Below are 20,098 nucleotides of genomic sequence, written 5' to 3' on the forward strand. Positions count from 1 at the left end.
ACTTGCGTGTCCGCTTTGGGCCCGCTGTGGAACCCGTCGTCTGGCCAACGGGCTCTGCAGCGCGCGGACATACTGGTCCTCGGGGTCGCGAGAAGGAGTCCGAGTGTTCGACTGGTTGCTGGCCATCAGGCTGGATCGTCCGGAGCTCCTCGTCTGGGTCGGCGGTGCCGCCGTCCTTCTGGCGATCCTCCTGTTGACCGGGCGCCGAACGGTTCGCGGCTGGCTGACGATGCTGCTCGTGGCGAGCGGTGGGGCGCTCCTCGCCTATGCCACGGCCTGGTTGCTCGGTGACGTGTTCGACGTCTTCGGGATCGAACTGACGCCGGTCACCCGTGCGTGGGCGGCGGTCGGGTTCGCCGGTGCCGCCCTCGCGATCGCCGCGATCGTGCGGACCCGGGCGTGGCGGGTCGTCGTGGCAAGCCTCGCGGTCCCGGTCTTCCTGCTCATCGGGGCGGTCGGCGTGAACCAGGACTTCGGTGAGTTCGCGACGGTGCGGGCGGCGCTGGGGATCAGCCCGTACCAGTCGTTCTCGGCCCTGCCTGCCGCCCGGGGGACGACGACGACGTGGCAGCGACCCGCCGATCTGCCGAGCGGCGGGCGGGTCGAACACGTGGACATCCCGGCGACGACCTCCGGGTTCGCCCACCGGGACGCGCTCGTCTACCTGCCACCGGCCGCCCTGGCCGCACACCCGCCGGCACTGCCGGTCATCGAGGCGTTCAGCGGTCAGCCGGGAGAGCCTGCCGACCTGTTCGCGTCGGCTGGGATCGCCGGGATCCTCGACCGCTTCGCCGCCTCGCATGCGGGTCTCGCACCGATCGTGGTCGTGCCCGACCAGCTCGGTGCTCCGGACCGCAACCCGATGTGCGTCGACGGGCAGCTCGGCAACTCGGCGAGCTACCTCACGGTCGACGTCCCCGCGTGGATCTCGGCGCACCTCCCGGTGTCCGCATCGCGGACGGACTGGTTCATCGCCGGCTTCTCGCAGGGAGGGACCTGTTCCATCCAGCTCGGCGCCGCGCACCCCGAACGCTACGGCGGCATCCTCGACATCTCGGGGGAGGTCGTCCCGTCCATCGGACCGACGACGATCGCACAGGGCTTCGGCGGGTCGGCGACGGCGTACGAGGCTGCAGCCCCCTCCGCGATCCTCGCCGCACACACCCCGTACGCGGACACCGTCGGTGTCTTCGGCTACGGCAGCGACGACAGCCGCTACGGTCCCGGCGTCCGGCGGGTCGCCGCGATGGCCTCGGCCGCCGGCATGCGGACGACGACCTTCGTCTCCGACGGGACGGCGCACGACTGGCACACCGTGCACACGGTGTTCGAGCGAGCGCTCCCCGTGATCGCCGCACGATTCGGGCTCGCCTGATGCGCGCGGGGAGGGCGACGCCGTTCGGTCGACTCGTGACCGGCGTGATCCGATCGGTGCCGATGAGCATCGGGATCACGGCGCTGGTGCTCGTGGTCAGTGCGTTCGTGTGGCGGACGCCGCCGGTGGCGACGCCGGCCTGGCGGTCGGCGATCCGTGAGGCGGCGGGCGTGGGGTACGAGCAGGTCGTGGTCGACGGGCACTGGTGGGCACTCCTGACCGGCGCCCTGGGAACCGACGGGGTGCTCGGGCTCCTCGCCTTCCTGCTGATCGGCGTCCCCGCACTGGTGCTCGCCGAGCGACGGTTCGGCGCAGCCAAGACGCTCCTGGCGGTGCTCGTGACCGCGGTCGCCGGGAACGCGCTCGCCATCGGGCTCCAACTCCTGGGCACGCTCGGCGGCGAGTTCTGGAGCGGCGAGGTCGCCCGCATCGTGGCCTTCGACCCCGTGGCCGGCGCGCTCGGCGCCCTCGCCGCGTCGAGTGCGTTCCACGGGCCGCTCTGGCGTCGGCGGATCCGCGCGTTCGTCGTCGTCGGTGCGCTGATCGTGCTGCTGTACTCGGGACTCCCGCAGGATCTCGCGCGACTGTTTGCAGCGCTGGTCGGCGTCCTGCTCGGGATCGTGCTCGCCGGGGCCACCCCGTCGGTGCGACGCGTGCGGAGCTCGCACCACGAGACCCGGGTGCTCCTGGCGTCAGTGGTCGCGATGATGGGCGTCGGACCGCTCATCACCTTCCTGTCCGGCCGGCACCTCGGTCCGCTCGCGCCGCTCGTGCTCCTGCTCGAACAGAACATCCCGGACGCCGGACAGGTCATCGGGCAATGCCGCACGGTCGGCGTGTCAGCACAGTGCCTGCGCGACCTCACGCTGGTGCGCGTCGACGGCTTCGGAGCGGTGCTCCTGTCGGTGGTCCCCATGATCGCCCTGCTCTTCGCGGCGTGGGGCCTGCTCCGCGGCAGACGGTTCGCGGTCTGGTTCGCCACGGCGATCATGGTGTCCTTCGCCGTCCTGAGTGCGCTGTCGCTCGGGGCGGGGGTGCGACTCCACCCGACGGGACACCCCTCGTCGTTGCTCGGGACGGGGCACGGTGCGCAGCAGCGGTCCGTCGAGATCGCGATAGCACTGTGGGCGGCGATCCTGCTGCCGCTCGTCGTGGCGGCGCTCCTGGTCGTGCTCCGTCGTGGGTTCCCCGTGCGGGCCACCCGACGCAGCGCCTGGGGGTATCTCGCCCTGGTCGGCGCGTCGTGGGTCGTGCTCGCCGCGCTCTTCGTCGTCGTCGCCCTGCTGCAACCCGGAGGATTCTCGCCGAGGCCCGACGTGTGGGAGGTCCTCCGCGCGGCGCCGGAGCGTTTCGTCCCCGCCGCGTACCTGCGGAACGTCCTCCCGGGCTTCGTGCCGGTCGCGCCGCTCACCGGCGTGGTGTTCCACGCCGTCGGACCCGTCTGGTGGAGCATCATCCTGCTCGGCGCGGTCTGGCCGCTGAGCCGGGTCGCGAACGCCATCGCGCCGGCCGACGAGCGCCGCCTGCGCGAGCTCCTGGCCGAGGGCAGCGACTCCATCGGGCACATGGCCACCTGGCCGGGCAACCTCACCTGGTTCGACCCGGAGCGCAACGCTGGCATCGCCTATCGGATCGTCGCCGGGGTCGCGGTCACCACGGGCGGATTCTTCGGGATGCACCGCCACGAGCAGGGGGTGCTCGAGCGGTTCATCGAGCACTGTGAGGACTCGGGCCTGACGGTGGCGTTGTACAGCGTGGACGAGCAGACCGCAGGAGCGCTCCACCGGATCGGTTGGCGCACCGTGCAGGTCGCCGAGGAGACGGTCCTGCACCCGCAGGGCTGGAGCATGGTCGGCAAGCGCTGGCAGGACATCAGATCCTCCGTGAACCGAGCCGATCGTGCGGGGATCACCGCTGTCTGGTCGACCTACGGGGCGCTCGGCGTCGGGCTCGCGGCGCAGATCGCCGAGATCTCCGAGGAGTGGGTCGCCGAGCGGAAGCTGCCCGAGATGGGGTTCACCCTCGGTGGGATCGACGAGCTCGTCGACGAGGAGGTCCGGCTCCTGCTCGCGGTCGACGAGCAAGGACGGCTGCACGGTGTCACGAGCTGGCTCCCGGTCCGACGCGACGGTGAGCTGGTCGGTTGGACCCTCGACTTCATGCGGCGTCGGACGGACGGCATGAACGGCGTCATGGAGTTCCTCATCGCCGAGGCCGCCGCGCGGTTCAAGGCGGACGGCATCGAGGAGATGAGCCTCTCCGGAGCTCCGCTCGCGCGCTCGAGGAGCGCCGAGCAGCCGGAGACGGACGGGATCGACCGGGTCCTGACCTACCTCGGGAACGTGCTCGAGCCCGTGTACGGGTTCCGCTCGCTCCTCGCCTTCAAGGGGAAGTTCCAGCCGGAGGAGCGTCCGCTCGTCCTCGGCTACGCGGACCCGCTGACCCTGCCGGCGATCGGCATCGCGGTCGGGCGCGCGTACCTCCCGGACGTGTCCGTGCGAGACCTCGCCTCGTTGGTCGCCTGATCGGCCGCGCGGAGGAGTGCTATGCTGACGACGTGTTCTCCGGTCTGCTCCTCCTTAGCTGCCGCGACGAGTCCTAGTTCCAGGCCTCCCTCGTCGCGGAGTTCGTCATTGGCTCACCCCCAATCCCACGAGGAGATCCCAGGATCATGAAGAACACCCAGACCCCATCAGGCATGCCGGTCCATCGCTACCGCGCCTACCAGGACCAGTTCGACGTCTCGCTGCCCGATCGCACGTGGCCTGACCGACGGATCACCGAGGCCCCGCGCTGGTGCGCCGTCGACCTCCGCGACGGCAACCAGGCCCTCATCGACCCGATGAGCCCCGAGCGCAAGCGCATCATGTTCGACCTGCTCGTGAAGATGGGCTACAAGGAGATCGAGGTCGGGTTCCCGAGCGCGAGCCAGACCGACTTCGACTTCGTCCGCAGCCTCATCGACGAGGGTGCGATCCCCGAGGACGTCACCATCCAGGTGCTGACCCAGGCACGCGACCACCTCATCGAACGCACCTACGAGTCGCTGCGCGGCGCGAAGCAGGCGATCGTGCACCTGTACAACTCGACGAGCATCCTGCAGCGCGACGTCGTGTTCCGCAGCGACAAGCAGGGCATCATCGACCTCGCCCTCCACGGCGCCCGGAAGTGTCGCGAGATGGAGTCGACCGTTCCCGGGACACAGATCTACTACGAGTACTCGCCGGAGAGCTACACCGGTACCGAGCTCGAGTTCGCCGTCGACATCTGCAACCAGGTGGTCGAGGTCCTCGAGGCGACCCCCGACCGCAAGGTCATCATCAACCTGCCGTCGACGGTCGAGATGGCCTCGCCGAACGTCTACGCGGACTCGATCGAGTGGATGAGCCGCAACCTGGCCAACCGCGAGAACATCATCATCTCGCTGCACCCGCACAACGACCGCGGGACCGCGATCGCGGCAGCCGAGCTCGGCTACCTGGCCGGTGCCGACCGGATCGAGGGGTGCCTCTTCGGGAACGGCGAGCGCACCGGCAACGTCGACCTCGTCGCGCTCGGCATCAACATGTTCACGCAGGGTGTCGACCCGCAGATCGACTTCAGCGACATCGACGAGGTCAAGCGGACGGCCGAGCACTGCAACCAGCTGCCGGTGCACGAGCGGAGCCCGTGGGCGGGCGACCTCGTCTTCACGGCCTTCAGCGGTTCGCACCAGGACGCGATCAAGAAGGGCTTCGAGGCGATGTCCGTCGACGCCGTCTCCCAGGGAAAGGACGTCGCCGACCTCGAATGGGCCGTGCCGTACCTGCCCGTCGATCCGCAGGACCTCGGGCGCAGCTACGAAGCGGTCATCCGCGTGAACTCGCAGTCGGGCAAGGGCGGCGTCGCCTACCTGCTCAAGACCGATCACGCGATCGACCTGCCGCGTCGCCTGCAGATCGAGTTCTCCGGCGTCGTCCAGGCGAAGACCGACGCCGAGGGCGGCGAGGTGACGAGCGGCCAGATCTGGTCGATCTTCCAGGACGAGTACCTTCCGGCAACGGTCGCGGACGCGAAGTGGGGTCGGTTCGAACTGCAGTCCACGAAGACGTCGAGCGACCTCACCGGCACCGTGGTCCTCGAGGTCGCCCTTCGCGACGGCGAGCAGGTCGAGGAGCGCACCTCGACCGGCAACGGCCCGATCGCGGCCTTCCTCAACCTGCTCTCCGGGCGCGGCATCGAGGTCACGCTGTACGACTACGTCGAGCACACGCTGAGCGCCGGAGGCGACGCCGAGGCGGCCGCCTACGTCGAGCTCCAGGTGAACGACCAGCGCCTCTGGGGCGTCGGCATCGACGGCGACATCGCGACGGCCTCGCTCAAGGCAGTTGTCTCGGCGGTCAACCGGGCCGTGCGCACGCAGGTCGAGGCGCGGGAACTGGCCTCCATCTGACGATCCCGCTGCGCCGGGTCGGCCTTCGGGTCGGCCCGGCGCAGCGCTGTCCTCCGGTGTACACCCGGAGGATGATCTTCCCGCGGGAGGACGGGGTGACCGGCCGCCAGGTCGTACGGTTGGGGGATGCTCCGCTCGCTCCGACCCGGCCAACTGGCCCTCGACATCGCGCTGCCCTCGGTGCTGTTCCTCGTCACGTTCGCGGCATACGCCGCTCGGCCGACCCAGTACGTCATCGTCCTACTCGGCATGTGCGTGGCGCTCGCCCTCCGCCGCCTGGCTCCCGGGATCTCCCTCGCCGTCGCCTGGGTCGCGGCGCTGGCGCAGATGCTGCTCCTCCTGGCACCAGATCCCGCGAACTTCGCGATCCCGGTCGTGCTCTACGCGGCGGCGAGTTACGGCGGACGGGCCCTGCGCTGGATCTCCTTCGCCTCCGCGTTCGTCGGAGCCGCGCTCATCGCGTTCTATGTGATCGTCGTCCCGAGCTGGACCTCCAACATCTCCGCTGAGATCAGCACCTTCGGTCTGGCGAACGACCTGACACCGGTCGCGCAGGTGACGGTCGGGCTGTTCATGTTCCTCGCGTTCGCCGCCTTCTTCGGCCTCGCTTGGACCGCAGGTGTCCTCATGCGCACCTGGCGGCTCGCCCGCGAGAGCCGACAGGCGCAGCTCCTGGCCGAGCGCGACGTCGCGGTCGAGCAGGAGCGCAACCGGATCGCGCGCGACATGCACGACGTGGTGGCACACTCCCTCGCCGTGGTCATCGCGCAGGCCGACGGTGCCCGATATGCGCTGGCCGCAGACCCGGACTCGGCCGACCAGGCGTTGCGGACGATCTCGAGCATCTCCCGCGAGGCCCTCGCCGACGTCCGGGTGTTGCTCGCGCAATTGCGATTCCAACAGACCGAGGGCCCGCAGCCGGTCATGGCCGACCTCGACCGGCTCTACGAGCAGTTGCGAGGAGCCGGACTGGACGTGGTGGTCCAGAGCCACGGTCAGGAACGACCGGTGGCGACCGGTTCGCAGCTCGCCGTCTACCGGATCATCCAGGAAGCGCTCACGAACGCGCTCCGACACGGCGACCATCGGGGGCCGATCGACGTCCACCTCGACTGGACCGGACCCGAGCTGCAGCTCTGGGTCGTCAACCGGGCCAAGGTCGAACCGCCGAAGGCCGGCACGGGGCACGGACTCGCCGGGATGAACGAGCGCGCTACGCTGGCAGGCGGCAGGTTCGGGACGACCCTGGTGGACGGTCTCTTCACCGTCTACGCATCGATCCCGTACGCGACGGTGGGAGTGACGAGATGACCGATCCGAGTGATGCGACGGCAGCGGGGGCGATCACGATCGCGCTGGTCGACGACCAGGCGCTGTTCCGAGGCGGGATCCGCATGCTCATCGGTTCGCAGCCGGACCTCCGCGTCGTCGGCGAGGCCTCCGATGGGCGTCAAGCGGTCGAGCTGGCCGCACGGACACGTCCGCAGGTCATCCTCATGGACGTCCGCATGCCGGTCATGGACGGGATCGAGGCGACGAAGACGATCCTGGCTGAGGCGGACGCGCGCGGGGGCGAGCGGCCTCGGATCGTCGTGCTGACCACCTTCGACCTCGACGAGGCGGCCGCGACGGCCATCCGAGCCGGCGCGAGCGGGTTCCTGCTCAAGGACGCGGAGCCGGAGTTCCTGCTCGCAGCGATCCGCACCGTCCATGCCGGGAACGCGGTCATCGCCGCGTCGGCCACCCGCGAGCTGTTCGAACACTTCCAGCAGGCGCCGGCCGCTCCGGCCGCACCGCAGCGGTATGCCGAGCTCACGGCGCGCGAGCGCGAGATCTTCCTCCTCGCGGCGCGCGGGCTGAGCAACTCCGAGATCGCCGCTGCCGAGTTCCTCAGCGAGGCGACCGTGAAGACCCACATCAGCCGGATCTTCGCGAAGCTCGAGGTGCGCGACCGGGTCCAGCTCGTCGTGTTCGCCTTCGAACACGGCTTGGTCTGACCGCGGTCCAGCACGCACCCGCGGAGTGATCGAGGATCATCCCCAGGATGTACCAGGGTCGCTCGTGCGCCCGACGCGCACCCGGCACCTCACTCCGTAGCTTCGGAGTATGACCACTTCAGCACAGCCGTCCGTCGTCGCCAGCGTCCACGGACTCAGGAAGAGCTACGGACCCGCCGACAACCAGGTCGTCGCCCTCGACGGCGTCGACCTCGAGATCGAGCGGGGCCGGTTCACCGCCATCATGGGCCCGAGCGGCTCGGGCAAGTCGACGCTCATGCACATCATGGCCGGCCTCGACCAGGCCACAGCTGGCCGGGTGCGCCTCGGTGACCAGGACATCACGGACCTCGACGACGGGCAGCTCACGATCCTCCGTCGGCGTCGTGTCGGCTTCGTGTTCCAGGCGTTCAACCTGGTGCCGACGCTCGACGTCGCGGCCAACATCCGGCTGCCCTTCGAGCTCGACGCCCGCCGTCCGACCGGTGAGGAGCAGAGCTGGATCGACGTGCTCGTGAGCACGCTCGGACTCGCCTCCCGACTCGGGCACCGCCCGCACGAACTCTCGGGCGGACAGCAGCAGCGCGTCGCGATCGCGCGTGCCCTCGCGACGCGACCCGAGCTCCTCTTCGCGGACGAACCGACCGGCAACCTCGACTCGCGCACCGGGCGGAGCGTCCTGGCCCTGCTGGCGGCGGCCAGCACCGAATACGGGCAGAGCATCGCGATGGTGACGCACGACCCGATCGCCGCGAGCTACGCGGACCGGATCGTGTTCCTCGCGGACGGCCGGGTCGTCGAGGACCGTCCCCGATCGACCGCCGAGCAGATCTCAGCGCTCATGCTCGGCATGGAGCGTGCGGCATGAGCCGGGTAGACCTCCGCCCCCGGGCCCGCGAGCATCGCGCGAGCCTCCTCGTCGCGACGCTGAGTGCCTCGTTCGGCGTCCTGTTGCTCATGGTCACGAGTGTGCTCTCCACCTTCATCCTGGCCGACGACGTGACGGGTTCCAGCGGCACCGTGGTGATCATGCTCATCCTCGCGGCCGCCGTGTTCGTCTCGTTGGCGGTGTACGTCGGTGCGATCGTCACGGCGAACACGTTCGCGACGATCGTCGCCGGGCGGACGAGGACGATCGCGCTGCTCCGCCTGATCGGTTCGACGGCGCGATCGCAGCGTCGCGCCGTCGCGAAGGAGGGCGTCGTCGTCGGCCTGCTCGGCGGGGGAGCCGGGCTGCTCGTCGGGCTCCTCGCGACCTTTGCGCTCGTGCGGATCGGGGTCGCGACCGGTGTGCTGCCCGAGTTGCCGTACGCGATCGTCGAACCGGCCGTGCTCCTGCCGGTCGTCGCAGTCGTCCTGACCACCTGGCTCGCGTCCTGGATCGGCGCGCGTCGCGTCCTGACGGTCACCCCGATGCAGGCGATCGGAGGATCGCAGGAGTTGAGCCGGGAGGAGGCCACCGCGCGGCCCGCCCGGAACGCGGTCGCGATCGGTCTCTTCGTGGTCGGCGTCCTGCTCCTGCTCGCCGGTGTCGGCGTCGGGCTCGTTTCGCCGCTCGGCGTGCTCATCGGCATCGTCGGCGGGATCGTCTCCTTCTCCGGCCTCGTGCTCGGTGCGCACCTCGTGATGCCGCCGGCACTGCGGCTGGTCGGCCGGCTGTTCGGCACCTCCGCGACGGCTCGACTCGCCGCCGAGAACGCCGTCCGCTACCCGGAGCGCAGTTCACGCACGACGATCGGACTGGTGATCGGCGTGACCCTCGTGACGATGTTCGCGGTCGCAGCGGCCAACTTCCAGGAGTTCGTGATGAACGCACAGGCTGCGAGTCCGGAGGTCTACGAGGGCACGCAGGCCGTGGTCGCGACGACCGTCGGCGTCTTCTCCGCCCTCATCGGGCTGAGCGCGCTCATCGCCGCGGTCGGGATGGTCAACAACCTCTCGCTCAGCGTCCTGCAGCGCACGCGCGAACTCGGACTGCTCCGCGCCCTGGGGTTCTCCGCAGCGCAGATCCGTCGCATGATCGTGATCGAGGCGGCCCAGTTGACGATCGCGGCCGTCGTCGTCGGCCTCGTCCTCGGGACGTTCTACGGGTGGGCAGGTGCCCAGTCGATGCTCGGCGCGATCAACGGTTCGCCCGGGCTGATCTTCCCGGTCATCCCGTGGGCCATCGTCGCCGTGATCGTCGTGCTCGCCGCACTCCTCACGGCTGTGGCCTCGGTCGCCCCATCACGTCGGGCGACCCGGATCGCGCCCGTCGCGGCACTCGCGGTCGACTGAGACGACTCAGCCGCGCGTCGAGCGGCGCCAGATCCGCCATCCGCCGATCTGGCGCTGCTCGGGCAACGTCCACCCGAACCGGACCGCCAGGAGGCGGATCACCGCGGTCGAGGAGACACCGACGATCGCCGCGATCCCGAGCGGCGCACCGAAGGTCACGGCGAGGACGAGGAGGGCGGTCCCGACCGCGGCCGCCACGGCGTAGAGCGACCCGACGTGCATGAGGGCGACGGGGACACCGAGCATGACGTCGCGGAGCACCGATCCTCCGACAGCGGAGACGGTGCCGACGAAGATCGCCGGGATGACCGGCAGGCCGGCTGCCAGGGCTTTGGTGGAGCCGATCGCTCCGAACATGCCGATCGTCAGGGCGTCGAGACCGATGATGACCGGCCCGAGCCTCGTGATGGTGCGCAGGAGGAACATCCCGAGCAGGGCGGCTCCCGAGGCGACGGGGAGGTACCAGTTGTTCTGGAGGGACGCCGGCACCTGTCCGAGGAGGATGTCGCGGATGAGACCGCCGCCGAGTCCGACGACGACGCCGATGATGGCGACGCCGAGCCAGTCGAGCTGACGATCCTGGAATCTGGCCGCGAACATCGCGCCCTGGACGGCGCCGATGGCGACCGCCGAGAGGTCGACCCACAGCGGAACGACGAAGAGGACCTCGTTCACGGCTTCATCTCTCCAGGCGCTCCTTCGATCCCCGACGGCGGTTCCCGGGTCACGTTGTCGGTGCGAGGCGGGATAATCGATGCGTGCCGGTATATCGAGACGAAGTGGTGGTGTTGCGGACCCACAAGCTCGGCGAGGCCGACCGCATCGTCACCATGCTCTCACGCAGCAGGGGCAAGATCCGGGCGGTCGCCAAGGGTGTCCGTCGCACCGGCTCCAAGTTCGGGTCCCGGCTCGAGCCGTTCATGGTCGCCGACGTCCAGTTCTACGAGGGCCGCAGCCTCGACACCATCACCCAGGCCGAGTCGCTCGGTTCGTACGGCGCCGAGATCAGCGCCGACTACGGGAGCTACACGGCCGCCAGCGCGATGGTCGAGGCGGCCGATCGCCTGACGGAGTCCGAGGGCTCCCTCCAGCAGTACCTGCTGCTCGTCGGCGCCCTGCGGTCCTTGTCGAAGCACGAGCACGGTCCGCGGCTCACCCTCGACTCCTACCTGCTCCGGGCGTTCTCGCTCGCCGGTTGGGCACCGAGCTTCGGCGCCTGCTCGAGGTGCGGCACGGAGGGCGAGTACTCGCACGTCGTCGTGCAGCTCGGCGGGGTCGTGTGCGACGACTGCGCACCCTCGGGCAGCCCTCGGCTCGACGCCGACACCCTCTCGCTCCTCGGAGCGCTGCTCTCCGGCGACTGGGACTACGCGGAGGCCGCCGCCGAGCAGACGGCCTCACGGGCGAGCGGGTTCACAGCCGCCTACGCGCAATGGCATCTGGAGCGCGGCCTACGGTCGCTCGCGCACCTCGAACAGGATCGGAGCCGCGGGTGACCCCGAAGCCGTACACCCACCGCGACGCGGTGCCGTTCAAACCGATCGACTGGACGGGGGAGGTCCCGCCCGAGTTCGCGAAGGGCGAGGTGCCGTCGCACGTCGCGATCGTCATGGACGGCAACGGCCGGTGGGCGAACCGACGCGGACTCACGCGTGTCGAAGGGCACAAGGCGGGCGAGGCCGCACTCCTCGACGTCGTGGCCGGTGCCCTGCAACTCGGGATCAAACACCTGTCGGTGTACGCGTTCTCGACGGAGAACTGGAAGCGCTCGCCCGACGAGGTCCGCTTCCTCATGGGGTTCAACCGCGAGGTGCTCCATCGACGGCGCGACCAACTGAACGAGTGGGGCGTGCGCGTGCGCTGGTCTGGGCGTCGGCCGCGGTTGTGGACCTCGGTCATCAAGGAGCTCCAGACGGCGGAGGAGCTGACGCGCGGCAACGACCGCCTGACGCTCACCATGTGCGTCAACTACGGCGGCCGCAACGAGATCGTCGACGCGGTCCGCAGCATCGCCGACGACGTCGCCGCCGGCCGCATCAAGCCGTCGGCCGTCTCGGAGCGTCTCGTCCAGAGCCGGCTCTACCTGCCCGACCTCCCGGACGTCGACCTCTTCGTCCGGAGTTCCGGGGAGCAGCGCACCAGCAACTTCCAGCTGTGGCAGTCGGCCTACGCGGAGATGGTCTTCCTCGACACCCTCTGGCCCGACTTCGGGCGGCGTCAGCTCTGGGAGGCCGTCGAGCGGTACGCCGGACGTGACCGCCGCTTCGGCGGGGCGCGCGACGTGCCGGACGCCGCGGCGCCCTCGGGGGAATGACCGACGGGTGTCGGTGGTTGGCCCTGACATGAGTGAACCCATCAAGATCGACATCTGGTCCGACATCGCCTGCCCGTGGTGCTACATCGGTAAGCGCAAGTTCGAGCGGGGTGCGGCGGAGTTCGCGCAGCTCGGCGACGGACGCGAGGTCGAGGTCGAGTACCACTCCTTCGAGCTTGCACCCGACACCCCGGTCGACTTCGACGGCACCGAGATCGACTTCCTCGTGAAGCACAAGGGCATGCCGGCCGACCAGGTGCAGCAGATGCTCGATCGGGTGACGGGGATCGCCTCGGACGCCGGTCTCGAGTACGACTTCGACATCCTCCAGCACACGAACACGGTGAAGGCGCACGAACTGCTGCACTTCGCCAAGGCGGCGGGGAAGCAGCTCGAGATGACCGAGCGCCTCCTGCGGGCCTACTTCACCGAGGGCCGTCATGTCGGTCGCATCGAGGACCTCGCCGACCTCGCCGTCGAGGTGGGGCTCGACCGGTCCGCCGTGGTCTCGGCGCTGGAATCCGGCCAGTACACGCAGGCGGTCCGCCAGGATCAGGCGACGGCACAGGGGTACGGCATCCAGGGCGTCCCGTTCTTCGTCATCGACGGCGCCTACGGGGTGTCCGGGGCGCAGGAGGCCGCCGCGTTCACGCAGGTCCTCGAGCAGGTCTGGACGGAACGCGCGAGCACCGAGCCGGTGCAGGCGTGAGCGCGGAGACGACGTCCCCTGAGCGCAGCGTCGGTGATCAGCAGTCCGCGACGGTCCGGCCGGCGCTCCGACTCCTCGGGGGCGACGCCGTCGTCTGCGAGGGCGACAGTTGCCTCGTGCTCCCGCCGGAGCCGGCTCAGGACTGAGGGTCCTCCGGCTCGGTGAGGTCCGCGGTGACGGCGCCGATGGCCGTGAGGTACTCCGCCGCGTCGACGAAGGCGCTCCACCCGTGCTCGCCGGCGCCGATCGAGATGCGCCCTCCGCGCTCGAGGATGCGCTCGTCCGCGTAGACGGGGAGTGGAGCGCTCGCACCGAGGACGGTGATGGTGCCGCGCTCGTAGCCGGTCGCCTGGAACGCGGTCGCCGCGTCCGGCATCGCGAGCTTGTTCACCCCGAGCAGCGTGCGGAACGGCGGCCAGGAGATCTTGCGGCCGCCCGGCACGAGGGCGAAGAGGTAGTCGCCGCTGCGACGCTTCACGACGATCGTCTTGACGATGTCCGCGGGCTCGATGCCGAGCAGCTCCGCCGCCTCGTGGAGACTGCGCGCGGGCGGTCGCTCGACCAGCTCCACGTCGAGACCGAGTGCGGCGGCCGCTGCTCGGACGCGCTCGCGGCCGGGCGGCTGGAGGACGACGGGCGGGACGGCGTCTGACATGTGGTCCTCACTGGGCGCGGGAGCGCCGATCATCTGGGAGAATCGAGGGTGATGTCTCTTCCTACCACGCTCTCGCAGCGCCCGAGCCTCTCGATCGGGCCCATCGTGCTCGACTCGCCGGTCGTGCTCGCCCCCATGGCCGGGATCACCAACACGGCGTTCCGTCGACTGTGCCGCGAATACGGTGCCGGACTGTACGTCAGCGAGATGATCACCTCCCGCGCGCTCGTCGAACGCACGCCGGAGACCATGCGGCTCATCCAGCACCACGAGAGCGAGACGCTCCGCTCCATCCAGCTCTACGGCGTCGACCCGAAGACGGTCGCCGAGGCCGTCACCATGCTCGTCGCCGAGGATCGCGCCGACCACATCGACCTCAACTTCGGCTGCCCGGTGCCCAAGGTCACCCGCAAGGGCGGGGGAGCGGCGCTGCCTTGGAAGACCGGGCTCTTCCGCGACATCGTCGAGGGCGCTGTCCGTGCCGCCGGCGACGTCCCGCTCACGATCAAGATGCGCAAGGGCATCGACTCCGACCACCTCACCTACCTCGAGGCCGGCCGGATCGCCGAGGGCGCCGGTGTGGCGTCGATCGCGCTGCACGCCAGGACCGCCGCCGAGTTCTACTCCGGCCACGCGGACTGGTCGGCGATCACCAAGCTCAAGGAGACGGTCACCTCGGTGCCGGTTCTCGGGAACGGCGACATCTGGTCGGGTGAGGACGCCCTCAGGATGGTCGACGAGACGGGATGCGACGGCGTCGTCGTGGGCCGCGGTTGCCTCGGTCGCCCCTGGCTCTTCGGCGACCTCAGCTCGGCGTTCGCCGGCGAGGGCGGCAAGGCGGAGCCGTCCCTGGGCGACGTCGCGGCCGCGTTCCGGCGTCACGCCGAGCTCCTGGCCGAGTTCTTCGAGAGCGAGGAGCGCGGTTGCCGCGACATCCGGAAGCACGTCGCCTGGTACTTCAAGGGCTACCCGGTCGGCGGTGACCTCCGCGCGAGCCTCGCGACCGTGGAGTCGCTCGACCAGCTCGACGACCTGCTCGCGACCCTCGACTGGACGGCCCCCTACCCGGGCGCCGCAGCGGAAGGCCAGCGCGGACGCGCCGGCACGCCGAAACGACCGGCACTGCCCTACGGCTGGCTCGACTCGCAGTCGCTGGGTGCCGACGAGCAGACCGAGATCGCAGGAGCGGAACTGGACCACAGTGGCGGATAGCATCATCGAGCAGGGGAGCGTCTCCATGGACCGGGACGGCTACACCCTGCACGACGAGGAACGCTGGATGCCCGAGCACCACTCGACGCGACGCTCCGACTTCGCGCGCGATCGTGCACGGCTGTTGCACTCCAGTGCCCTGCGGCGACTCGCCGCCAAGACCCAGGTGCTGAGCCCGACGAGCGGTGTCGACTTCGCGCGGAACCGGCTGACCCACTCCCTCGAGGTGGCGCAGGTCGGTCGCGAGCTGGCGGCCAGCCTCGACCTCGCGCCGGACGTCGTCGACACGGCGTGCCTCGCGCACGACCTCGGTCACCCGCCGTTCGGTCACAACGGCGAACGAGCGCTCAACGACTGGTCCGCCGCGATCGGCGGGTTCGAGGGCAACGCCCAGACCCTGCGGATCCTGACGCGCCTCGAATCCAAGGTCTTCGGTCCCGACGGCGAGCCGTACGGTCTGAACCTCACCCGCGCGAGCCTCGACGCCAGCTGCAAATACCCGTGGCCGGCCGCCCAGTCGGTGCCGGATCCCGGTGGTCGCGCCAAGTTCGGGTTCTTCGACGAGGACTCTGCGGCCTTCCGCTGGTTGCGAGCCGGCGCTCCCGAGCGCGTCCGCTGCGTCGAGGCGCAGGTCATGGACCTCGCGGACGACATCGCCTACTCCGTGCACGACTTCGAGGACGCCGTCGTCGGGGAGTACATCGACCCGGCGTTCCTGAACGCGCGCGCCGGACACGACCGCCTCATCGACACGGCGCTGTCCTGGGCCGGCGACGACTTCACCCACGACGACCTCGCCGCCGCCTTCGACCGGCTGCAGTCCTCGCACACCTGGATCACCGCCTGGGACGGCTCCCGGCGCGACCTCGGTCGGCTCAAGAACTTCACGAGCCAGATGATCGGTCGGTTCGCCGGTGCGGCGACCGCGGCGACCCGGGAGGCCTTCCCTCAGGCCAGCCTCGTGCGGTTCGGGGCCGACGTCGTGGTGCCCCACGGCATCCAGGCCGAGATCGCCCTCCTCAAGGGGATCGTCGCCGCGTTCGTGATGTACAGCGACTCCCGCCAGCCGCTGTACGTCCGGCAGCGGGAGATCCTCATCGAACTGTCGGACGCGGTGTTCGCGCTCGGGGAGTCGGCCCTCGACGTCGGCTTCGCGGCGGACTGGCGGGCAGCCGGGTCCGATGCGGAACGCCGTCGCGTCGTCGTCGACCAGATCGCGAGCCTGACCGATCAGAGCGCCCTCTCCTGGCACGAACGGCACGTCGGCGCCTGACGCTCCTCCACACGGGAGCGGGCCTCCGACTCCGCTGTGCGGAGGCCCTCAGGGATGGACGATGGACGCACGAGACTAGGATCGAAGCATGGCCGGACGGATTCGACAGAGCGATGTTGAAGAGGTCAAGGCACGCACCAACATCGGCGACGTCGTCGGTGACTACGTCTCGCTGAAGTCCGCCGGCGTCGGCTCGCTGAAGGGCTTGTGCCCCTTCCACGACGAACGCAGCCCGAGCTTCCATGTGCGCCCCACGGTCGGGCTGTACCACTGCTTCGGCTGCGGCGAGAGCGGCGACGTCTACAGCTTCCTGCAGAAGATGGACCACGTGACGTTCGCCGAGTCGGTGGAACGTCTCGCGCAGCGCATCGGCTACCCGCTCAGCTACGAGGAGGGCGGCGGCAAGGTCGATCACGGCAACCGGGGTCGCCTCTTCGCCGCCAACCAGGCTGCCGCCGAGTACTTCCAGCAGCAGCTCCACGACGGCGATGCCGACCTCGGGCGGCGGTTCCTCGGCGAACGAGGCTTCGACGCCGCCGCTGCCGACCACTTCGGGATCGGGTTCGCGCCTGCCGGTTGGGACCACCTCATGAAGGCGCTGCGGTCTCGCGGATTCTCCGACGAGGAGATGCTCGCGGCCGGGCTCGTGTCGAGCGGCGACCGCGGGGTCTACGACCGGTTCCGCGGGCGCCTCATCTGGCCCATCCGCGACACCACCGGCCAGGTGCTCGGCTTCGGCGCCCGGCGCCTCCGCGACGACGACAAGGGGCCGAAGTACCTCAACACCCCCGAGACGGCGATCTACCACAAGGCGCAGGTCCTCTACGGACTCGACCTCGCCAAACGCGACATCTCGCGCGGCAAGCGCGTCGTCGTCGTCGAGGGGTACACCGACGTCATGGCCTGCCACCTGGCGGGGGAGACCACCGCGGTGGCGACCTGCGGGACCTCCTTCGGGGTCGACCACATCAAGATGATCCGCCGCGTCATGGGCGACGACTCCGCCACCGGCGAGGTCATCTTCACGTTCGACCCCGATGAGGCCGGGCAGAAGGCCGCGACGCGTGCGTTCGGCGAGGAGAAGCGGTTCTCCGCCCAGACGTATGTCGCCGTGTCCTCCGACGGCCTCGACCCCTGCGACCTCCGCCTCAACCGCGGCGACGGCGCCATCCGGAAGCTCGTCGACGGCCGCGAGCCGATGTTCGAGTTCATCATCCGGCGGACGCTGGCGGGCTTCGACCTCGAGACGGTCGAGGGCCGCGTCGGCGCACTCCGCGCGGCCGCGCCGGTCGTCGCCGAGATCCGCGACCCCTCGCTCCGTCCCGGGTACACCCGGGTGCTCGCGAAGCAGCTCGGCATGGAACTCGACGAGGTGGCCCGCGCCGTGCGGGCCGCTGGCGGTGCCGCCGCAGGAGGCTCGCAGAACTCCGCCCGAGACGCCCGCCAGCAGGGCCCCGGCGCACCAGCTGCCGAGCCGCCGCGCGAGCGCCAGGCCTCGCTCAACGACCTGCCCAAGGATCCGTCGACGCGCCTCGAGCAAGACGCCCTCCGTGCGATCCTGCAGCTGCCCCAGCACCTCGAACGCCCCATGCTGGAGCGCGCGGTCCAGAGCTCGGTCGCCAACAGTTCCCTCGCCGTGGTACGCGACGCCATGAGTGTGAGCCTGGACCACCTCGGGACGAACGCCTGGCTGGAGACCGTCATCGCGCAGGTCCCACCCGGCTTCGACGGACTGGTCCGCGAGCTCGGGGTGTCACCACTCCCCGAGACGAACGAGGAGAAGCTGCCGAGCTACGTCCGGGACATCGCGCGGGCGCTGATCGACCGCGACCTCCTCGGTCGGAAGGCGGCGCTGCTCGGGTCGTTGCGTCGCACCGACCCCCGCGACGAGTCCCACCGGGAGATCACCCGGCAGCTCGCCGACGTCGAGGCGGAACGGCGGGCGCTCCGCGCCGAGGCCTGACGCGGTCGTCCTCCGCCGAGCGTGGCACGTGGCCCCGCCGGGATCGCCGGATACACTCGATGGCGATCCGGTGGCTCCCCGTGCACCGGAAGGAGAGGTCTCATGAAGCACCCAGAGCAGGACGGACCGGCGGTCCGGGCGAGTGATCTGAGCGTCGACTACGCCGCGCACGGCGTCAGTCCGAGCAACCGAGCCCTGGACGGCATCAGCTTCGAGCTGCCCGTCGGCGGCTCCCTCGGGGTCATCGGCAGCTCGGGCTCGGGGAAGAGCACGCTCCTGCGAGTGCTGTCCGGACGCCACCTGACCGGAGCGGACTCCCGTCCGTTCGTGTCCGGCGGCGACGCGAGCACGCTCGGTCGCTCCATGCGCAAGGTCGGCCGTAGGGAGCTCACGAAGCTCACGTTCGAGGTGTCCCTGCTCGAGCAGGAGGCCGGTGCGCACCTGAAGCCCGAGCTCACCGTCACGGAGCTCATCTCGGAACCGGTCCTCGCTCGCGACAAGAAGTTCAGCGAGCAGGCGCTCGGCGTCCGGGTAGCCACACTGCTGGACGCCGTGCAGATGCCGCTCTCCAGCCTCGACAAGTACCCCTACGAGCTGAGTGGTGGTCAGCGGCAGCGGATCGCCATCGCACGGGCCCTCGTCCTCGGCCCGAAGGTGTTCATCGCCGACGAACCGACGGCCGGCATCGACATCACCGTCCGGCACACGGTGACCGAGTTGCTCGACGGGTTCCGACGCGACGGCGGCACGGTCATCGTCGTGACGCACGACCTCGCGATGCTCCGCGAGGTGACCGACGACGTCCTGGCGCTCCACCAGTCACGGGTCGTGGGCTATGGCCCGATCGACGCGATGCTCGCCGATCCGCCGCACGAGTTCCTCGCAGCGCTCGCCCAGTCGGGCGGCACGGAGACCCAGTACGAGACGCCCGAGGCCGTCGGCATCGATTGATCGCGTGTCGATTTGGAGTCTGCGAATCCTTTGCTACAGTAGATACGCGCTGCAACGCAGAGGCCGGATTCGTCCGGCCGGTCGAAGCACGTATTCCTCGATAGCTCAATTGGCAGAGCAATCGACTGTTAATCGATAGGTTGTTGGTTCGAGTCCAACTCGAGGAGCTGCACAGAATCCCTCGGTCCATACGGACCGGGGGATTCGTCGTTCGAGGCCGGTTTCACGAAACCGGCAGGGACGCCGTAGACTGGACGACGAGGCCCGAAGACTCCACTCTTCGGGCCTCGTTGCATGTCCGGACACCCTGCGCCTGGCGAGGCGATGCCGTGTCGATCGTGCCGGCGTCGTGTCCGTCGAGGCGGTTCAGCCCTCGAGGTCGTCGCGACCCGGCAGCCAGGAGATCCCGGGCACGCCCCAGCCCGCCTTGCGGATCGCCTTCGCCGCTCGGCGCGAGTGCGGCAGCTCGAGGCGGTCCACGTAGAGCACGCCGTTGAGGTGGTCGAACTCGTGCTGCAGGATGCGTGCGCGCCAGCCGACGACCCGCAGCTCGACGGGGTCGCCCTCGAGGTCGGTCCCGATGAGCATGGCCGCTTCCGCGCGACGGAGCGGGTGCCGCTCGCCCGGGACGGAGAGGCAGCCCTCCGACTCGGCCTCCTCGTCGAGCTCGCCCACCGGCGGGGGACTGATCCACAGCACGGGGTTGATCGCGACGCCACGCCAGGGCTGGCCGTCGTCGTCCTCGTAGCTGTAGACGAAGAGGCGGAGCGGCACGCCGACCTGCGGAGCCGCGAGCCCGACCCCGGGAGCGAGATCCATGGTCTCGTACATGTCGGCGACGAGCCGCCGGAGGTCGTCGTCCACGGTGGTGACCGGCCGGGCGACGGAGTGGAGCACCGGGTCACCGGTCACGTGGATCTCGAGAATTGCCATTGCTCGA

Annotated in this window: 18 protein-coding genes and 1 tRNA gene; 16 read left to right on the top strand and 3 right to left on the bottom strand. The window is 69.9% G+C overall.

Features of this window, described 5'->3' with window-relative positions:
• Positions 1–103: 103 nt before the first annotated feature.
• The 7 genes from IFR14_RS10000 to IFR14_RS10030 all read left to right on the top strand — a co-directional run bounded on the left by IFR14_RS10000 (position 104) and on the right by IFR14_RS10030 (position 10,081).
• The gene (locus tag IFR14_RS10000; RefSeq protein ID WP_191940951.1) at positions 104–1,375 is read left to right on the top strand and encodes an alpha/beta hydrolase; all 1,272 of its coding nucleotides are present in this window, start codon (positions 104–106) and stop codon (positions 1,373–1,375) included.
• A gap of 62 nt (positions 1,376–1,437) precedes the next feature.
• Positions 1,438–3,900: a bifunctional lysylphosphatidylglycerol flippase/synthetase MprF gene (locus tag IFR14_RS10005; protein WP_191940952.1), complete on the top strand. Its 2,463-nt coding sequence runs from the start codon at positions 1,438–1,440 to the stop codon at positions 3,898–3,900.
• 146 nt (positions 3,901–4,046) lie between these two features.
• Positions 4,047–5,807: a 2-isopropylmalate synthase gene (leuA, locus tag IFR14_RS10010; protein ID WP_086473476.1), complete on the top strand. Its 1,761-nt coding sequence runs from the start codon at positions 4,047–4,049 to the stop codon at positions 5,805–5,807.
• 126 nt (positions 5,808–5,933) lie between these two features.
• Positions 5,934–7,118, top strand: coding sequence for a sensor histidine kinase (locus IFR14_RS10015; protein WP_191940953.1), 1,185 nt, complete (start codon positions 5,934–5,936; stop codon positions 7,116–7,118).
• On the top strand, positions 7,115–7,804 hold the full coding sequence (locus tag IFR14_RS10020) for a response regulator (RefSeq protein ID WP_079705757.1): 690 nt from the start codon (positions 7,115–7,117) through the stop codon (positions 7,802–7,804). Before IFR14_RS10015 ends, IFR14_RS10020 begins: the two co-directional genes overlap by 4 nt.
• Before the next feature lie 109 nt (positions 7,805–7,913).
• Entirely contained in the window at positions 7,914–8,672 is a 759-nt protein-coding gene (locus IFR14_RS10025) for an ABC transporter ATP-binding protein (protein WP_079705758.1), read from the top strand.
• The gene (locus tag IFR14_RS10030; RefSeq protein ID WP_191940954.1) at positions 8,669–10,081 is read left to right on the top strand and encodes an ABC transporter permease; all 1,413 of its coding nucleotides are present in this window, start codon (positions 8,669–8,671) and stop codon (positions 10,079–10,081) included. Before IFR14_RS10025 ends, IFR14_RS10030 begins: the two co-directional genes overlap by 4 nt.
• 6 nt (positions 10,082–10,087) lie before the next feature.
• Here the strand turns inward: IFR14_RS10030 and IFR14_RS10035 are convergent, their stop codons facing one another.
• Positions 10,088–10,756: a trimeric intracellular cation channel family protein gene (locus IFR14_RS10035; RefSeq protein ID WP_079705760.1), complete on the bottom strand. Its 669-nt coding sequence runs from the start codon at positions 10,754–10,756 to the stop codon at positions 10,088–10,090.
• A gap of 83 nt (positions 10,757–10,839) precedes the next feature.
• On the opposite strand from IFR14_RS10035, the gene recO reads away from it, so the two are divergent.
• From recO to IFR14_RS10055, 4 genes are read left to right on the top strand one after another with little or no spacing between them, the layout of a single operon-like run.
• Entirely contained in the window at positions 10,840–11,577 is a 738-nt protein-coding gene (recO, locus tag IFR14_RS10040) for a DNA repair protein RecO (protein WP_086473471.1), read from the top strand.
• Entirely contained in the window at positions 11,574–12,395 is an 822-nt protein-coding gene (locus IFR14_RS10045) for an isoprenyl transferase (protein ID WP_191940955.1), read from the top strand. The genes recO and IFR14_RS10045 overlap by 4 nt, the downstream gene beginning before the upstream one ends.
• A gap of 28 nt (positions 12,396–12,423) precedes the next feature.
• Complete coding sequence (locus tag IFR14_RS10050) at positions 12,424–13,104, top strand: DsbA family oxidoreductase (protein ID WP_191940956.1); 681 nt, start codon at positions 12,424–12,426, stop codon at positions 13,102–13,104.
• Positions 13,101–13,250, top strand: coding sequence for a hypothetical protein (locus IFR14_RS10055; protein WP_191940957.1), 150 nt, complete (start codon positions 13,101–13,103; stop codon positions 13,248–13,250). The genes IFR14_RS10050 and IFR14_RS10055 overlap by 4 nt, the downstream gene beginning before the upstream one ends.
• On the opposite strand, the gene IFR14_RS10060 is transcribed toward IFR14_RS10055, so the two are convergent.
• A complete protein-coding gene (locus tag IFR14_RS10060) occupies positions 13,241–13,759 on the bottom strand; it encodes an aminoacyl-tRNA deacylase (RefSeq protein WP_191940958.1) in 519 nt (172 codons plus the stop codon). The genes IFR14_RS10055 and IFR14_RS10060 overlap by 10 nt on opposite strands.
• Before the next feature lie 51 nt (positions 13,760–13,810).
• On the opposite strand from IFR14_RS10060, the gene dusB reads away from it, so the two are divergent.
• From dusB to IFR14_RS10085, 5 genes are all read left to right on the top strand, one after another.
• Positions 13,811–14,971, top strand: coding sequence for a tRNA dihydrouridine synthase DusB (gene dusB, locus IFR14_RS10065; RefSeq protein WP_191940959.1), 1,161 nt, complete (start codon positions 13,811–13,813; stop codon positions 14,969–14,971).
• A 25-nt stretch (positions 14,972–14,996) separates the two neighbouring features.
• Positions 14,997–16,244: a deoxyguanosinetriphosphate triphosphohydrolase gene (locus tag IFR14_RS10070; protein WP_085511054.1), complete on the top strand. Its 1,248-nt coding sequence runs from the start codon at positions 14,997–14,999 to the stop codon at positions 16,242–16,244.
• 88 nt (positions 16,245–16,332) lie between these two features.
• Positions 16,333–18,207, top strand: coding sequence for a DNA primase (dnaG, locus tag IFR14_RS10075; RefSeq protein ID WP_191940960.1), 1,875 nt, complete (start codon positions 16,333–16,335; stop codon positions 18,205–18,207).
• Positions 18,208–18,309: 102 nt separating this feature from the next.
• On the top strand, positions 18,310–19,158 hold the full coding sequence (locus IFR14_RS10080; protein WP_071260793.1) for an ATP-binding cassette domain-containing protein: 849 nt from the start codon (positions 18,310–18,312) through the stop codon (positions 19,156–19,158).
• Positions 19,159–19,252: 94 nt separating this feature from the next.
• Positions 19,253–19,325: transfer RNA gene (locus IFR14_RS10085), tRNA-Asn, on the top strand.
• A 199-nt stretch (positions 19,326–19,524) separates the two neighbouring features.
• Here the strand turns inward: IFR14_RS10085 and def are convergent.
• On the bottom strand, positions 19,525–20,091 hold the full coding sequence (def, locus tag IFR14_RS10090) for a peptide deformylase (RefSeq protein ID WP_064293647.1): 567 nt from the start codon (positions 20,089–20,091) through the stop codon (positions 19,525–19,527).
• Positions 20,092–20,098 lie beyond the last annotated feature (7 nt).

It is taken from the genome of Plantibacter sp. CFBP 8775, assembly GCF_014839505.1.
GTDB classification, from domain to species: domain Bacteria; phylum Actinomycetota; class Actinomycetes; order Actinomycetales; family Microbacteriaceae; genus Plantibacter; species Plantibacter auratus.

Bases quoted from the DNA above. Each gene is read 5' to 3' on its own strand.
- dusB (WP_191940959.1), top strand. From the start codon at position 13,811: ATGTCTCTTCCTACCACGCTCTCGCAGCGCCCGAGCCTCTCGATCGGG.
- IFR14_RS10080 (WP_071260793.1), top strand. From the start codon at position 18,310: ATGAAGCACCCAGAGCAGGACGGACCGGCGGTCCGGGCGAGTGATCTG.
- IFR14_RS10020 (WP_079705757.1), top strand. From the start codon at position 7,115: ATGACCGATCCGAGTGATGCGACGGCAGCGGGGGCGATCACGATCGCG.
- IFR14_RS10015 (WP_191940953.1), top strand. From the start codon at position 5,934: ATGCTCCGCTCGCTCCGACCCGGCCAACTGGCCCTCGACATCGCGCTG.
- leuA (WP_086473476.1), top strand. From the start codon at position 4,047: ATGAAGAACACCCAGACCCCATCAGGCATGCCGGTCCATCGCTACCGC.
- IFR14_RS10030 (WP_191940954.1), top strand. From the start codon at position 8,669: ATGAGCCGGGTAGACCTCCGCCCCCGGGCCCGCGAGCATCGCGCGAGC.
- IFR14_RS10005 (WP_191940952.1), top strand. From the start codon at position 1,438: ATGAGCATCGGGATCACGGCGCTGGTGCTCGTGGTCAGTGCGTTCGTG.
- dnaG (WP_191940960.1), top strand. From the start codon at position 16,333: ATGGCCGGACGGATTCGACAGAGCGATGTTGAAGAGGTCAAGGCACGC.
- IFR14_RS10070 (WP_085511054.1), top strand. From the start codon at position 14,997: ATGGACCGGGACGGCTACACCCTGCACGACGAGGAACGCTGGATGCCC.
- IFR14_RS10060 (WP_191940958.1), bottom strand. From the start codon at position 13,759: ATGTCAGACGCCGTCCCGCCCGTCGTCCTCCAGCCGCCCGGCCGCGAG.
- IFR14_RS10025 (WP_079705758.1), top strand. From the start codon at position 7,914: ATGACCACTTCAGCACAGCCGTCCGTCGTCGCCAGCGTCCACGGACTC.
- def (WP_064293647.1), bottom strand. From the start codon at position 20,091: ATGGCAATTCTCGAGATCCACGTGACCGGTGACCCGGTGCTCCACTCC.
- IFR14_RS10050 (WP_191940956.1), top strand. From the start codon at position 12,424: ATGAGTGAACCCATCAAGATCGACATCTGGTCCGACATCGCCTGCCCG.